Below are 15,416 nucleotides of genomic sequence, written 5' to 3'. Positions count from 1 at the left end.
ACTGTTTTTAATTTTAATAGCAGCTATTTTCGTCTCCTGCAAAAAAATAATTTTGAGGTTAAGTGGATCAATATCTGTTGCTGATTCTGTGAAAATTGAGCTTAAAAATAATACGAATGAAAACTATTTGTTTTTATTTTAAAAAGTAATCAAGGCTTAATTAAGTTAGGTCCTTACACAGAGTTCTGTATTTTTTAATCTACTAAAATTGTTTAAGGAAAACTAAAATCTAATACAGTATTTTTGAAACTTTAAAGAAGTTCCCCGCATTTGTGGGGAACTTTTCATGTAAATAAAATGTTCTTTCCATAAAAATCTTCAGAAGCGATTAAAAATCGATTCATTTTAAAATAAGAGTAATTAAAAAGAAACCTTTGCGTGAATTTTAAAAATTAAATAGATCTAAATATTATAAGACCACAACTTTTGCGCTTGATCCATTATTCTATTCCAATCCTCAAATTTTTACCTGATCCTAAGCAACTCTGATTTAACAAAAAAACCACCCTTAAAAAAGGATGGTTTGTAGACCCACAGGGATTCGAACCCCAGATGACTGAACCAAAATCAGTAGTGTTACCGCTACACCATGGGTCTCTGTTTGTTTTAGTGGTGCAAATTTAAAGCTTTTTTCTTTATTTACAAGAACTTTTTGAAATTTTTTTTAAATTTACTGTAGAATTTATTCATGGAAAACATGCTGATAGACTTCAATAATCTCAATATTAATCAATTATCTTTCAATACCGGATTTGAAAAAAAAGTGGAGGCATTCCTGGAAGAATGGTACTCTGATGGAAATACGGTAAAAGTACAGACCTCAGGCTCTACCGGAACTCCTAAAATTTTTGAGATTGAGAAAAACAAAATGATCAATTCAGCAGTGATGACCTGCAATTTCTTGGACTTAAAAAAAGAAGATACAGCATTATTATGTTTGCCGGTAGAATATATTTCAGGGAAAATGATGATCGTGCGATCTATTGAACGGAAATTAAGATTATTTATTTCAGAACCCTCTTTACGGCCTTTGGAAAACTTGAAAGATGAAATAGACTTTTGTGCCATGACACCTCTCCAGGTGGAAAATTCCCTGGACAAGCTCTATCTGGTCAAAAACCTGATTATTGGAGGAGCGGCCGTTTCTGAAAGCCTGAAAAATAAAATTCATCAAATGAAGCTTAGCACCTCCAATCGTATTTTTGAAACGTATGGAATGTCAGAGACCCTTTCTCATATTGCTCTAAAACAATTGATGCCGGAACCGGAAGAATATTTTACAGCTTTTGAAAATGTATCTGTTTCTTTAGATGAAAGAGATTGTTTAAAAATATTTGCCCCCAATGTAAATGCCGAAGTTCTTCATACTAATGATTTAGTTGAAATTAAAAATAATAATCAATTCAGGTTTTTAGGACGAATAGATAACGTGATCAACTCAGGTGGAGCGAAAATTTTTCCGGAAGAACTTGAAGCTCTGGCAAAAAGAGAAATTTCAAATGAAGTTGTTTTTGTTGGAGTAAAAGATGAGAGTTTGGGACAGAAATTGCTGGTGGTCATAGAAGGAAGTGAATCAGAGTCTGTCAGAAAAATTATTTCTGAACTTCCATTTGAAAAAAAATTTCATAGGCCAAAAGAAATTATTTTTATCAATGAAATGCCAAGAACTCCTAATGGGAAAGTCAACAGAATTGAACTCCATAAAATTATTAATGAAAACAGATAATTTCATTTAAACCACTGAATTCAAAATCTGATACAATGAAAAACTTTTCAAAAGAACTTAGTTTTAAAACTTCCAGAAGCAGTGGAGCAGGAGGGCAAAACGTCAACAAAGTGGAGACCGCTGTTACCGTTCTTTGGAATGTCGGAGCATCTGAATTTTTCAATGAAGAAGAAAAACTATTAATTCAGCATAAACTTAAAAACAGGATCAATGCAGAAGGCTTTTTATTCCTGAACGTTTCTGAAAGCAGAACCCAGCTGATGAATAAAAATAAAGCGATTGATAAGATAATCGAACTGGTTAATAAAGCATTGGTTATTCCTAAAAAAAGAACCGCTACAAAACCTTCAAAAGCCCAAAAACAAAAAAGATTGGATAACAAAAAAAAGCTTTCTGATAAAAAGGAAAACAGAAGATTTAAATTGTAGTAAACTGTTAATAGAAAATCTTATTTTTGTCGAAATTTTCAAAATGATAAAAAAACTACTTCTATCAGGAGCTATTTCGACTTCTTTATTTTCTTTTGCTCAACAAAAATTTTCATTCATCCCATCAGTAGGATATGGATGGAGAATTGCAGAAACTCCTTCCGGACTTTCAAGAGAAGAAAGAAATTATATTAAAGGGTTAAAAAGTGGTCTTCATATTGATCTTTCTGCTTATTATCACCTTAGAAATATTGGAATCGGATTAAAATTTTCCAACTACAGTGCTTCAAGCAATGGAATATTATCTGCACGCAATTCCCAGGGATATTATGTTTCTGTTCCGGTGAGTACAAATGATAATATTACATTCTTCGGGCCTTCCATCATGTATTCCAACTATAATGAACCTACCAATCATAAATTGTTTTTTGATGTAGCATTAGGGGTTATTTCCTATACTACAAAAACCGGAAATGTAAAAGGTACTGGCTCTAATCTTGGCCTGGATGCCGGTTTTGGTTACCAATATGCACTTTCAAAAAATATTTTTATAGGACCAAAACTGAGTGTAACGGCAGGAACATTAAATAAAATGACGATTAACGGGACAACCGTAAACTTTGGTGATAAGGAAAAAGAGGGATTAACCCGTGTTTCCTTAAGCGGAGTCGCTACATTCCATTTTTAAGTTCTATATTTGTTAGAATTAAAATAACAATATCATGACAGCAACAATCTTTTTTTCGGCAGAACGCAGAGGAACGGGGTTGTTGCTGTCATTGCTCTATTTACACACAGATTCTTTCCTGAAAAGTTCTAAAGACTTTATCAATTAAGCCCTGTCAGGATCCAAGGCAGGGAATCATTCCGGATTTTTTATTTATCATTTTGCGGTTTTCCAGAGAAGGAGGTTATTAATGCCTGGCTTCTACATTGGATCATCGGAAATATTCGCATCCTCATTTAAAAACTGAACAAATGTCAGATCATATTATTGTAACTACCGGGATTTACGATGCTATTAAGGATACATTAAGAAGGAAAAAAGTTAGCATTGAAGAAGAAAAAAGACTTACAGAAGAATTAAGGAAAGCCAGGCAGGTACTGAGAAGGGAACTGCCTGAAGATATCGTTACAGTTAACAGAAAAGTAACTTTAAAAGACCATACCCTGGGCCAGGAGCACGAATATATTTTTGTACCGTCTACCAAAGAAAAGCTTAAGAAAAATAAACACTCTATCCTTTCCAATATTGCACTGGCAGTAGTGGGATATAAAGTAGGGGATATTATCAATTGGCCTTTTAAAGATGGCGAGAGAAAAATTGAAATTGTAAAAGTAGAAACCTGGGAAGGATAAAACTTTCCTGAATGCTACATATAGGTTGAATTTATGAGAAAACGTAGTCCATTTGGACTGCGTTTTCTGTTTCCGGGATACGTATAAATATTGAAAAATGAGTAAAGATTTCAGATATGAAGATCATTTAAGAACACAATATTTTCTCCTTGATAAAATTGAGCGCATAATATATTTTATCATATCTGTTTAATCTGTATCTGGGAAAAATAAATTAATATCGTTATGTTCCATTTTATTGGTCTTAGCCTCGTCTCATTTAACAAATGATAAAAAATAACTCCTCTGTGAGACTTTCTGCAAGTGCATAAGCCGCAATCCATTTTTAAGTTTTATCTTTGCAAAAATTAAAAAAATGAACAAACCAATTTCTGAATTTATAGAGAAATATTACCTGCATTTCAATGCAGCAGCGTTGGTAGATGCTTCAAAAGGATATGTAGCACACCTTAAAGATGGTGGAAAAATGATGATCACTCTGGCAGGGGCAATGTCTACTGCTGAGTTAGGTAAAATTCTTGCAGAAATGATCCGTCAGGGTAAAGTAGACTTTATCTCTTGTACAGGAGCTAACCTTGAAGAAGACCTGATGAACCTTGTGGCTCATTCACATTATGAAAGAGTTCCTCATTACAGAGACCTTACTCCGCAAGAAGAATGGGATCTGTTGGAAAGAGGACTAAACAGAGTTACAGATACCTGTATCCCTGAAGAAGAAGCATTCAGAAGATTACAAAAACATATCGTTGAAATCTGGAAGGATGCCGAAGCAAAAGGAGAAAGATATTTTCCACACGAATATATGTACAAAATGATCCTTTCCGGAGTTTTAGAGCAGTATTATGAAATTCCGAGAGAAAACTCCTGGATGATTGCTGCTGCCGAGGCTAATTTACCAATCGTAGTTCCGGGATGGGAAGATTCTACCATGGGTAATATTTTCGCTTCTTACTGTATCAAAGGAGAGCTTAAGCCTTCTACCATGAAATCAGGTATTGAGTACATGACTTACCTTGCAGATTGGTATACTAAAAACTCAGGAGGTAAAGGTGTTGGATTCTTCCAAATCGGAGGAGGTATCGCAGGAGATTTCCCTATCTGTGTAGTGCCAATGCTATATCAGGATATGGAAATGCATGATATTCCTTTCTGGTCTTATTTCTGCCAGATTTCTGATTCTACAACATCTTACGGTTCATACTCAGGGGCGGTTCCAAACGAGAAAATTACTTGGGGTAAACTGGATATCACTACACCGAAATTTATCGTTGAAAGTGATGCAACCATCTGTGCTCCATTGATGTTCTCTTACATCCTGGAGAATTCTTAAGAAGAGACTCTTTGCGAGACTATAATAATAGCGTTTCCATTTCTGGGAGCGCTTTTTTATTTCCAGACTTTCAGTTTTTTATCTCTCGCAAATTTTACAGATTAGGCAGATTCTGTGATAAGGTATAGAGGGTTGGAAATCGCAAAGGCGCCAATTCTTTTACATGCATAATGTTTTAAGGCGCAAGGATTTTATCTTCGATAAAATTGCATACCGCTGAATAATATTGCCATGCATACACAAATACATTATAGATGTTTATTTGTGTGTAAAAAATGTTATTCGTGCATTAGTGTCAATATGCATGATATTGGTCGAAGCTCTTTGCGCTTTTATGATTTCCAGCAAATCTGTGTAATCAGCAAGATCTGCGAGCAAATATTTAAGCGTCATTCGGATCTGTAAAAACCTATGTCATCGGCGGAAAAATAAAATCAATCCAATGAATTAACCAGTACAAAATAACGGTAGGCCAGAATTCCTTTTTCTATCTTTGTCAGCTTATTGGGATCTTTCTTACTCAGCTTCGGAAGAACCTTTTTATTCACAGCATTAAGCAATCGGAAAAATGATTTTTTCATATCTTTATTCTTTTAATGAAACATCATTGAATAGATGAGAGTCCAAAAATGATGCAACATTTATTAACAATAACTTGATATAATTCCTAAAAGCATGGATGAAATTTTCAAACAACAGGTTTATGAGGTAACAAGGCTTATTCCCAAGGGCAGGGTTTCTACGTATGGCGCTATAGCCAAAGCGGTAGGTTATCCTAATCATTCACGGCATGTAGGGAAAGCAATGGGCGGTTGTCCTGAAGATGTACCTGCCCACCGTGTCATTTCCAGCTCAGGGACATTGTCTGTTCCGGAATTCCAGAAGAGACTGGAAACTGAAGGAATCACTGTGGAAAATCTAAGGATTAAGAATTTTAAAAAGCTGTTCTGGGATCCGATGAATGAACTATAAAATTTTTTCATTAACCATTAGCCAGCATATCGGCATAAATTTGTATACTAGTAGCAAAAATGGAGTGTTTTTGTAAACACAAAGTTCTTTAGTATTATCAATAAGAATATATAAAAAAATCACTCATACCATTGATATAAGTGATAATATTTCAGAGTCTGAAAATATATTATTTCTTAGTTCTTGAAGGGATTTGAGAACCTTTCAATTCCTCTTTCAGTTTTTCATTTTCTTCTTTTAATAAAGCGATATAGCCCTGAAGGTTCTCAATAATTGATCCGGGAATATTATTAAACTGATTAAAGTTTCCATTTCCTCCTGAAGAACTGTCATTAAATACTGGATGATCATTATTAACAACAACCTTAGGTTCCTCTTCTTCATAAATTTCCTCTAGAGGCACATCCAAAAAACGGGCAATTTTCTCCCATTCATCAGGGATGATCCTTACATCACCACTTTCTTTTCTGCTGTAGTTTGACACATCTGTCGCAATAAAATCAGCAACCTGCTGTTGCGTATATCCTTTTTGCTTTCTGATGAAACGTAATTTTTCTTTTTGCATGACCGACATTTTATACAAAAATGGCAAAAAAGCATAATCTATACAATAAAAAATAGAAAAAATATCTTTATAGGGCTAACTGTTAAATAGATGCACGGGAAAAATTCATAATATTAATGCTTCATGTAATATTATTGAATATTTTCCACGTTTTACACCAGTCCAAAAAGCGCATCATACAAAGTTATAAATAACCCAGTCCAGATAAACAATGTGATTTGTTTTCCAATTTTCTCACCATAAAAAAAGACTGCTTCGAATGAGGCAGTCTTTAATAATTATTTTTCAAGTTGCTTGTAACTTCTCTGTATAAAATCAGTAAGGTCTTTTCCTTTCAACAGATTCTGAGAAAGTTTCGCAAGGTCCAGCGCATATTTGATCAGGCTTTCTTTCTCTTCGGCATTTTCAGTTTTTAAAATCTGATTGGAAAGTTCACTGTTGGAGTTCACCACAAGATTGTACATCTCCGGGAAACCTCCCATTCCAAACATGCCACCTCCGCCTGTTGCCTGCATTTCTTTCATCCTTCTCATAAATTCAGGCTGGGTAATGGTAAACGGCGCATCATTACTGTCTAAATCTTCAAGTTGTACAGTGAATTTAGTATCCTTAATGGCTTCTTCCACATTCTTTTTCAAAGATTCTTTTTCAGTTTCAGTCAATTTTGAAATAACCGGTTCATCTTTTTTGATCAGGTTATTGATATGATCTGCATCTACTCTTGCAAATGAAATATTTTCCTTTGAAGTTTCCAGTTTCTGGATAACGTGTGAAATAATCGGAGAATCTAACAACAAAACTTCATATCCTTTATCCTTGGCAGACTGAATGTAGCTGTGTTGTTCATCCGCATTCGTAGCGTACAGGATAACCAGTTTATTATCTTTATCCGTTTGTACAGGCTTGATTTTTTCAACCAATTCATCCCAAAGGAAATATTTTCCGTCTGTCGTAGGGTATAATGTGAACTTATCCGCTTTTTCCGCAAATTTCTCTTCCGTTACAATACCGTACTCGATAACTACTTTGATGTCGTTCCATTTCTTCTCATAATCTTCACGGTTTTCATTGATCAGAGAAGACATTTTGTCGGCTACTTTTTTAGTGATATAGGAAGAAATCTTTTTTACAGCACCATCTGCCTGAAGATAAGAACGGGACACATTCAACGGGATATCCGGAGAATCAATTACTCCTCGCAGAAGCATTAAGAAGTCAGGAACGATACCTTTTACTTCATCCGTTACAAATACCTGGTTTTGGTAAAGCTGGATTTTATCCTTATCAATATTTAAGTTGTTACTTAATTTCGGGAAGAATAAAACTCCGGTAAGATTGAACGGATAATCAACATTCAGGTGAATATGGAATAGAGGCTCTTCAAACTGCATCGGATACAGTTCGTGATAGAACTTCATATAATCTTCATTCGTAAGCTCACTTGGTGCGATAGTCCATGCCGGAGTCGGATTGTTGATAATATTATCTACTTCCTCAGTTTCAGCAACGGCACCTTCCGGAGCATCTTCCGGTAATGGTAACGTATGTGTTCTTGTTCCGAATTTGATTGGAACAGGCATGAATTTGTTATATTTTAAAAGCAACTCACGGATTCTTCCTTCTTCTAAGAATTCTACAGAATCTTCTGCGATGTGAAGGATGATTTCCGTACCTCTGTCAGTTTTGTCGGTTGTTTCTTCAAGAGTAAATTCAGGACTTCCGTCGCAGATCCATCTTACTGCCGGCTCATCTTTATAAGATTTTGTCAGGATTTCCACTTTTTCCGCTACCATAAATGCAGAGTAGAATCCAAGTCCAAAGTGTCCGATAATCCCGGAATCCTTTGCTGAGTCTTTATATTTTTCCAAAAATTCTTCAGCCCCGGAGAAAGCAACCTGGTTGATGTATTTTTCAACTTCTTCACCAGTCATCCCGATACCCTGATCGATGATACGTAATGTTTTTTGCTCTTTATCAATTTTAACTTCAAGTTTCGGGTTTCCGTATTCAACTTTTGCTTCGCCGATACTTGTTAAATGTTTCAATTTTAAAGTAGCATCCGTAGCATTGGAAATTAATTCTCTTAAGAATATTTCATGGTCACTGTAAAGAAATTTTTTAATAAGCGGGAAAATATTTTCCACAGATACATTAATATTTCCTTTAGTCATAATATTTTAGATTTTTATTTTTCAAATCTTTCTCAAAAAAAATACCATGGAAAATAAAGTGACAGAATGGCATTTTTTTGTGTATAGAGAAACAGGGATATCATATGAAAATTGTCAAAGAAATATCTTACTTTTAATTCTTAAAATTTTTTAGAAATGAAGTTGAAATGTACAATTTTTATTCTGCTCATCATAACCTGCTGGATGTATGGGCAGAAAAAGCCTTTAGACCATTCTGTCTATGACAGTTGGCAAAATATAGGCACAAGAAAAATCTCAAATGATGGGAAATGGATTGCCTATTCTGTAGATGTTCAGGAAGGAAATTCTAATCTTTTTTTATATTCCGTTAAGAATAAAACTTCAAAGAAATTTGCAAGAGGAACAAAAGTAGATTTTACGAATGATTCCAGGTTTGCTGTTTTTCAAATCCGTCCTTTGTATAAAGATTTAAAAGCAGTAAAAGACAAAAAGCTCAAAAAAAGTAAACTAACAAAAGACAGCCTTGCAATCGTTGATTTTTTGAATGGTCAAACAGAGAAAATTCCCAATGTAAAAACATTTAAAATTCCTGAAAAAGCAGGATCTTACGTTGCTTATCTTCTGGAAAATCTAAAAGATAAATCTTCAGACGATTCTGATAAAGAAGATGGAGAAGAAAATAAAGATGAAGACAAAAATGCAAGGCCATTGCAGTTGGTTGTGCGGAATCTTTTGGACGGGAAAAGTACAACCTATGATAATGTAATCCGCTATGAATTCAGTAAAAATGGAAAGCAGCTTGCTTTTATTACTAAAAAACCTGAAGAGAAAGCCAAGGATAAAAAAACGGAAAAAGATGCTGACGATGAAAAATCAGCGGATAAAAAAGATAACGACAAATCAAAACCAAAGAAATATAGCCTTCAAACCGTACAATTGGTTGATCTGCAAAAAGGAACTGTAACTAAAATCTCGGAAATGGAAGGAGATTTTTCACAGCTGTCTTTTGATGAAGAAGGAAATCAGTTGGCATTTGTGGGAACTTCTTCTGCACAGAATGATCTGGTAAAGCTATATCAGCTGTATTACTTTAATTGTAAAACGAACAAAAAGGAAATCATAACCAATGAAAATGCCCAAATGAAGAAAGATTGGGTAATCTCCGAAAACCGTTTACCTCTGTTCAGTAAAAACGGGAAGCAGTTGTATTTTGGGGTTGCTCCCAAACCGATTGCCAAAGATACTACCATGATTGCCAATGATCATGCTGTTTTAGATATCTGGAATTACAAAGATGATTATCTGCAAACAGTACAACTAAAGGAATTGAAAAATGATCTGAAAAAATCATATGCGGCAGTAATGCAAACGGAAAAACCCGATTTCTTTAGAAATATTGATGGGGAAGACCTGGATACTTTACGATTGGTGAATGAAGGAAATGCCGGATTTGCATTAGGCATTACCAGTTTGAACAACCGTATTTCCTCGCAGTGGGAAGGTTCAACAAAGAAAACCTATTTTCTTATCGATAATAAAACAGGAGAAAGAACGGAAATCGTTAAAAATCTGAACGGCTCGGTTGCTGTATCCCCGCTTGGGAAATTTGTCGTGATTTTCGACAGGGAAAAAGGAGTATGGCTAAGTTATAATGTTAAAACGAAGCAAACATTTCCACTCAGCACAGGACTGCCTGTTTCTTTCGTGGACGAAGAGTTTGATATGCCGGATTTCCCAAATTCTTACGGTATAGCATCCTGGACGGATAATGATGAATCAGTAATTATTAAAGACCGTTTCGATCTCTGGGAGTTTTTCCTGAACAGTTCAAAAAAAACAAGAAATATCACGAATGGCTATGGACGTAAACATAAAATAACATTCGATACTTACGACCTGGATAAAGATATTAAAAGTTTAAACCGAAAATCTCCTATTTATTTATCAGCGTTTGATAATACAACCAAGGCGAACGGGATTTTTAAAACATCTGTTCATTCAAATGCTGATCCTGTAAAAATTCAAATGGAAAATGTCTGGGGATACCGCAGTATTCAAAAAGCAAAAAATGCAGAAGAATATATGGTAATAAAAGAATCCTATACAGATTCTCCCAATATTTTTTCGACATCAGATTTTTCAAAACAACAAAAGCTGAGTGATACTAATCCACAACAAAAGCTTTACAATTGGGGAACGAACGAATTGGTGCATTGGACTACGCCAAAAGGGAATACTTCTACAGGAGTTTTATATAAGCCGGAAGATTTCAACCCCAATAAGAAATATCCTATGATTGTCTATTTCTATGAAAAGCTTTCAGATAATCTGAACCGCTATGTAGCACCGGCTCCCACGCCCTCAAGATTAAATATTTCTTATTTTGTAAGCAACGGTTATCTGGTCTTCACACCTGATATTTCGTATACAGACGGTTCTCCCGGAGAATCTGCAATGGAATATATCAATTCCGGGGTTGAAAAGCTAAAACAAAATTCCTGGGTAGATGGTACTAAAATCGGGATCCAGGGACAAAGCTGGGGAGGGTACCAGGTAGCCTATCTGATTGCCCATACCAATATGTATGCAGCAGCCTGGAGTGGTGCTCCTGTTGTCAATATGACTTCCGCCTATGGAGGAATCCGATGGACTTCAGGAATGAACAGACAATTTCAGTATGAAAAATCACAAAGCAGACTGGGGAAAAACTTATGGGAAGCACCGGATCTTTATATTAAAAATTCACCACTTTTTACGATTGATAAGGTAAATACTCCGGTTGTCATTATGAGTAACGATAAAGATGGAGCAGTGCCCTGGTATCAGGGAATTGAAATGTTCACAGCATTGCGCCGCCTCGGAAAACCCGCATGGCTTTTGAATTATAATGGCGATGATCACAATCTCATGAAACGCCAGAACAGGAAAGATATCCAAATCCGGGAACAGCAGTTTTTTGATTATTACCTTAAGGGAGCTAAAGCTCCGGTCTGGATGACAAAAGGTATTCCGGCCACCCAAAAAGGAAAAGACTGGGGATTTGAGCTGACAGATGATAAACCTTAATATTAAAACCCCGGCGGAGCCTATGGCTCCGCCGGGGTTTGTTTTAAAATAACTCTTTAAAAAAAATCAGAAAATGTCAACTGACACAATGGCATTTTTTTTATGATGGGCCTATTCATCGCTTTTATTATATTTACCGCCAATTATCATAACAATATGGGAATCTTTGATTTTTTTACCAAAAAGATTATTTTAAACCCAATAGGTTCATAAAGAGTAGTTTACAAGATTTGGAAATACTATCGGTAACGACTTAGTAATGGTGCTTACTGCACTTGCTTTCATTTAATTACCTTGTAAATCACAACCACAAATTTAATAAATAAAGGGTAATATGTTAATGGTTATTATCCTTTTATTCTGTCAGAAATTTCAAAAAATCTTTCCACACTGTGGTACATCTGTGGGAAAGGTTTTGAAATAATTTCAAAGCTTTGTTTTATATACCGTACTCTTATCCAGAGGCAAATTATGAGAAACCCCAAAAAGATGAAGCTATGGAAATCGTATTGAGTAAAATAATATCCGATATCAAGCGAATGGAAGATAAGTTATCTTCTAAGATGCTAAAAACAGTTGATGAAGCTTATCAGATGCTCCTGTATTTGCAGGAATTATTATATACCGTGAAAACAAAGGTCTTGCAGACCGGATTTGTGAACGGTGCTCAGGAGATTGATTTTTTCAAGAATATCAAGCCGCAGATCATGGGCAAGCTCATCTATTACAACAAGGTATTTCGTATCGAAATTGCCTGTCCGGTAAGTAATGGTAAATTGTATAATAGCTACTATGAAAGCCAATTGAGAAAACTCAAATCAGAATACATCGAAACGATATGCCACGAAGATTTTTACAGGTATTACCGTGCAGGAAGGTCTGACCGCGACGAGGTTTTTTTCAGGCTTGGTCAAATCAATTACCATGACGGATTAAAGAGCGGGGTGTTTGAAATAGACCTTAGTTTTTCGACCTATTATGATAACAAAATTGCACGCATTATTGCCAATGAACTACTTTACACCTATCTCGTTACCAAAATTAACCCTGAAAACAGCCCGGATTCAATAATCGTAGACAAAAATGCTACTAAAGACATTTCGTGGACAAATAGCCAAAATGCACTCATAGAATTGATCTATGCAATTTATGCATCCGCATCCGTATCCCATGGCGAAATAAGCATACGAAAATTAGCATTGATTTTCCAGGTATTGTTCAAAATCCCGCTAAACGATATTCACCATGCATTCCACCGTATGAAGACGAGGGCAGGTTCAAGAACCGCATTTTTGGACCAGCTTAAAGCCGCACTGGAAGAATATATGGACAAAGACCTATCCTACTGAAGACCTTAAAATTGTAAGGACTGCTTTTTCATATCCCAAATTTCATACTCTGCCCATATCTGCCAATTGGCAAAAGCTGCTCATTACAATGCAAATTCCAACGTGGGTTCAACAAATCTATTAATTCATAAGTGGTTATATAAATTGTAAAAATTTTCAAAAAACTGCTGAACCAATGGGTAAGCATTGGCGGACAAATTCTATTACCATTGGGAATTTTGCATTGTAAACATAAAGGAGCAATGCGATGAAAATAATCACAATTGAAGAAGAAGCGTGGAAACAGCTCAACAGCCGTATCAATACCATTTCCAACCATCTAAAAAAGTTGGAAGACACAAGCTACGATGACCTGTGGCTTAACAACCACGAGGTATGCCAGTACCTGCACATCAGCGAAAAGACATTGTGGCGTATGCGTACCAAAGGAGAAATCACCTACTCCAAGATTTACGGACAATATTTCTACACCATCGGGGCCATCAAAGAAATGCTAAATGCCAATGCCGTGCAAAGCAATAATGAATTTTTGCAAGAATTAATGGCAAAAGGCAAAAGCTATATCGAGAAAGGCAGAAGGCTTAATTCCCGTAACTCACAAAACAGGACGCTATGAATATAGACAGAATGGAATTTTTGGCGTGGATGGGTCGTATCATGACTCGCTTCGATATTCTCAGCGACAATATAGACGATATGAGAAAAAAGAGAAACAGTATAGACGGCGAAGAATTGTTGGACAATCAGGATGTGTTACAGATGCTGAAAATCAGCAACCGTTCCCTGCAACGGTATCGCTCTATTGGCAAGCTGCCCTATTATACAATAAGTGGAAAGCTATATTATAAACTGTCCGACGTGCATCAATTCATAAGGGAGAGCTTTAACCCACCACCAAAGAAATGAATGCCAATGAACGCCAAACACTGCCTTTGAGTGCCACATCATACAGGGTGGTGAACGCTTCTTTTACTTTCGGCGGTAAACTTTAAATTTTTAAGATCATGAGCGAAGAAACAACAAACAAACAGGAAATGCCCGAACAGCTTTCGGACATATTGCTAGTGCTGGATAAAGAAAAAAAGAAAATCCAGGCAGTAAAAAGCATTGATGAAAACGGCAAAATGGAAACCGTTGACCCCACCAAGAGAAACGAAAACCTGTTCATGCGTGTGGACAAACACGGTGATTTCATTTCCAATTTTCTATCCAATTTTTGGAGACAGCTGAAAGATCCCACGCAGTTCTCATTTTTCAAGGTTTCGGCTGACGAAGCCGTAAATAAAGCAAAGGAATTTCAGAAGCATGTAGCTAATCCTACTTCCGAAGGTGAAAAAGTGATGAAAGAACACGAGGTAAAACCGGAAACCCCGCAAGAAAAAAAACAAGAAAACAAAAAAGATATGGAAACAACACAGACCACACCGGAAAATAGCGAATACCGCTTCAGGCCGGAACAGATTGATTGGGAAACAATGAACAATCTTGGGTTAAACAAGGAGTACCTGGAAAAAAGAAACCTGCTCGACCCTTTATTGAGGGGGTACAAAACCAATGAGCTTGTGCCTATCGGTGTAAACCTTGACACTGCCATTGTCCGTACCGATGCACGATTATCATTACAGCTTGCCGAAGACGGTAAGGTCGTGGCGGCAATACACGGTGTACGCAGGGAGCCTAACCTGAATATGGAATTTTTCGGACACAAGTTTACCGATGAGGATAAGAAAAACCTGCTCCAAACAGGCAATATGGGACGTGTTGTCGATTTGAAAAATACCAAAACGGGGGAAATGATGCCGTCCATTGTCAGCGTAGACAGGCTTACCAATGAGCTGATTGCATTAAAGACAGATTTCATCAAGATTCCCAATGAGATTAAGGGCATAAAGCTGAATGACCAGCAAAAGCAGATCTTGATGGAGGGTAAACCGCTCTATTTGAAGGGTATGACTTCCACGAAAGGAAATGAATTTTCCGCAACTGTACAATTCAATGCGGATAAACGCTATGTAGAGTTCCTGTTTGACAGGAGCAACAATAATCGGCAGTCGCAAAGCAACCAAAAAAATAACCAGCAAAGCCAATCCAATGAAATTCCGAGAACTTTCAGGGGCAAGGAACTCAACGATGAACAATACGATAAGTTCAAAGCCGGGCAAACCGTCTATGTTGATGGTTTGGTAGATAAGAAAGGGCAGAAATACCAGGGCTACATCACGCTCAACAAGGATACCAATAGAACGGAGTTCTCCTTTCAAAATCCGAACAAACTCAAAGAGCAGGCGAAACCTACCGAAGCCAACAAAACGCAGACCGCCGTCAATTCGGAGGGTAAAACCAACGAAGCGACCAAGAACATCAAAGAGCCTTTGAAGACTGGTCAGCAAACCCCGAAAGACAAAAAGCAGCAGGAACAACAGGAAAAGCCCCGAACCCCTGCAAAATCAAGAGGCGTAAAAAGATAA

The 15,416-nt window shown here is 36.4% G+C and carries 14 protein-coding genes and 1 tRNA gene; 11 read left to right on the top strand and 4 right to left on the bottom strand.

The genetic code is table 11. The annotated features are described in order from the left end of the window. Positions 1 to 526: 526 nt before the first annotated feature. Positions 527 to 597 (bottom strand) — tRNA-Gln (locus OK18_RS04375). Positions 598 to 697: 100 nt separating this feature from the next. Between OK18_RS04375 and OK18_RS04370 the strand changes: the two genes are divergently transcribed. From OK18_RS04370 to OK18_RS04350, 5 genes are all read left to right on the top strand, one after another. Then, a complete protein-coding gene (locus OK18_RS04370; protein WP_053329289.1) occupies positions 698 to 1,726 on the top strand; it encodes an AMP-binding protein in 1,029 nt (342 codons plus the stop codon). A gap of 35 nt (positions 1,727 to 1,761) precedes the next feature. Beyond that, positions 1,762 to 2,154 (top strand): alternative ribosome rescue aminoacyl-tRNA hydrolase ArfB, encoded by a 393-nt coding sequence (arfB, locus tag OK18_RS04365; RefSeq protein WP_053327223.1) that lies wholly within the window; start codon positions 1,762 to 1,764, stop codon positions 2,152 to 2,154. A gap of 43 nt (positions 2,155 to 2,197) precedes the next feature. Further along, positions 2,198 to 2,842 carry a porin family protein gene (locus OK18_RS04360; protein WP_053327222.1) on the top strand — a complete coding sequence of 215 codons (645 nt, stop codon included), beginning with the start codon at positions 2,198 to 2,200 and terminating at the stop codon, positions 2,840 to 2,842. A gap of 290 nt (positions 2,843 to 3,132) precedes the next feature. Continuing rightward, complete coding sequence (locus OK18_RS04355; protein ID WP_053327221.1) at positions 3,133 to 3,513, top strand: GreA/GreB family elongation factor; 381 nt, start codon at positions 3,133 to 3,135, stop codon at positions 3,511 to 3,513. A 355-nt stretch (positions 3,514 to 3,868) separates the two neighbouring features. Further along, the gene (locus tag OK18_RS04350; protein WP_050022155.1) at positions 3,869 to 4,843 is read left to right on the top strand and encodes a deoxyhypusine synthase family protein; all 975 of its coding nucleotides are present in this window, start codon (positions 3,869 to 3,871) and stop codon (positions 4,841 to 4,843) included. Positions 4,844 to 5,277: 434 nt separating this feature from the next. Here OK18_RS04350 and OK18_RS21430 read toward each other — a convergent pair whose 3' ends face one another. Beyond that, entirely contained in the window at positions 5,278 to 5,424 is a 147-nt protein-coding gene (locus tag OK18_RS21430; RefSeq protein ID WP_167336351.1) for a hypothetical protein, read from the bottom strand. A gap of 94 nt (positions 5,425 to 5,518) precedes the next feature. Here OK18_RS21430 and OK18_RS04345 point away from each other — a divergent pair, with 94 nt between their 5' ends. Further along, positions 5,519 to 5,815 (top strand): MGMT family protein, encoded by a 297-nt coding sequence (locus OK18_RS04345; RefSeq protein WP_050022154.1) that lies wholly within the window; start codon positions 5,519 to 5,521, stop codon positions 5,813 to 5,815. A 169-nt stretch (positions 5,816 to 5,984) separates the two neighbouring features. On the opposite strand, the gene OK18_RS04340 is transcribed toward OK18_RS04345, so the two are convergent. Both OK18_RS04340 and htpG read right to left on the bottom strand, forming a co-directional pair. Next, positions 5,985 to 6,380: a helix-turn-helix domain-containing protein gene (locus OK18_RS04340; protein WP_053327220.1), complete on the bottom strand. Its 396-nt coding sequence runs from the start codon at positions 6,378 to 6,380 to the stop codon at positions 5,985 to 5,987. Positions 6,381 to 6,658: 278 nt separating this feature from the next. After that, complete coding sequence (gene htpG / locus OK18_RS04335) at positions 6,659 to 8,551, bottom strand: molecular chaperone HtpG (RefSeq protein ID WP_053327219.1); 1,893 nt, start codon at positions 8,549 to 8,551, stop codon at positions 6,659 to 6,661. A 156-nt stretch (positions 8,552 to 8,707) separates the two neighbouring features. Here htpG and OK18_RS04330 point away from each other — a divergent pair, with 156 nt between their 5' ends. From OK18_RS04330 to OK18_RS04310, 5 genes are all read left to right on the top strand, one after another. Next, complete coding sequence (locus OK18_RS04330; RefSeq protein ID WP_053327218.1) at positions 8,708 to 11,599, top strand: alpha/beta hydrolase family protein; 2,892 nt, start codon at positions 8,708 to 8,710, stop codon at positions 11,597 to 11,599. A gap of 497 nt (positions 11,600 to 12,096) precedes the next feature. Next, positions 12,097 to 12,948 carry an RteC domain-containing protein gene (locus OK18_RS04325; protein ID WP_053329288.1) on the top strand — a complete coding sequence of 284 codons (852 nt, stop codon included), beginning with the start codon at positions 12,097 to 12,099 and terminating at the stop codon, positions 12,946 to 12,948. Positions 12,949 to 13,195: 247 nt separating this feature from the next. Then, on the top strand, positions 13,196 to 13,564 hold the full coding sequence (locus OK18_RS04320) for a helix-turn-helix domain-containing protein (RefSeq protein ID WP_053327217.1): 369 nt from the start codon (positions 13,196 to 13,198) through the stop codon (positions 13,562 to 13,564). Then, entirely contained in the window at positions 13,561 to 13,854 is a 294-nt protein-coding gene (locus tag OK18_RS04315) for a helix-turn-helix domain-containing protein (RefSeq protein WP_049038271.1), read from the top strand. The genes OK18_RS04320 and OK18_RS04315 overlap by 4 nt, the downstream gene beginning before the upstream one ends. A gap of 98 nt (positions 13,855 to 13,952) precedes the next feature. Further along, positions 13,953 to 15,416: a DUF3945 domain-containing protein gene (locus tag OK18_RS04310; protein WP_053327216.1), complete on the top strand. Its 1,464-nt coding sequence runs from the start codon at positions 13,953 to 13,955 to the stop codon at positions 15,414 to 15,416.

Source organism: Chryseobacterium gallinarum (assembly GCF_001021975.1).
Classification (GTDB): domain Bacteria; phylum Bacteroidota; class Bacteroidia; order Flavobacteriales; family Weeksellaceae; genus Chryseobacterium; species Chryseobacterium gallinarum.
Note: the sequence above shows the minus strand (reverse complement) of the source record. Positions and strands in the feature narration are given on the sequence as shown.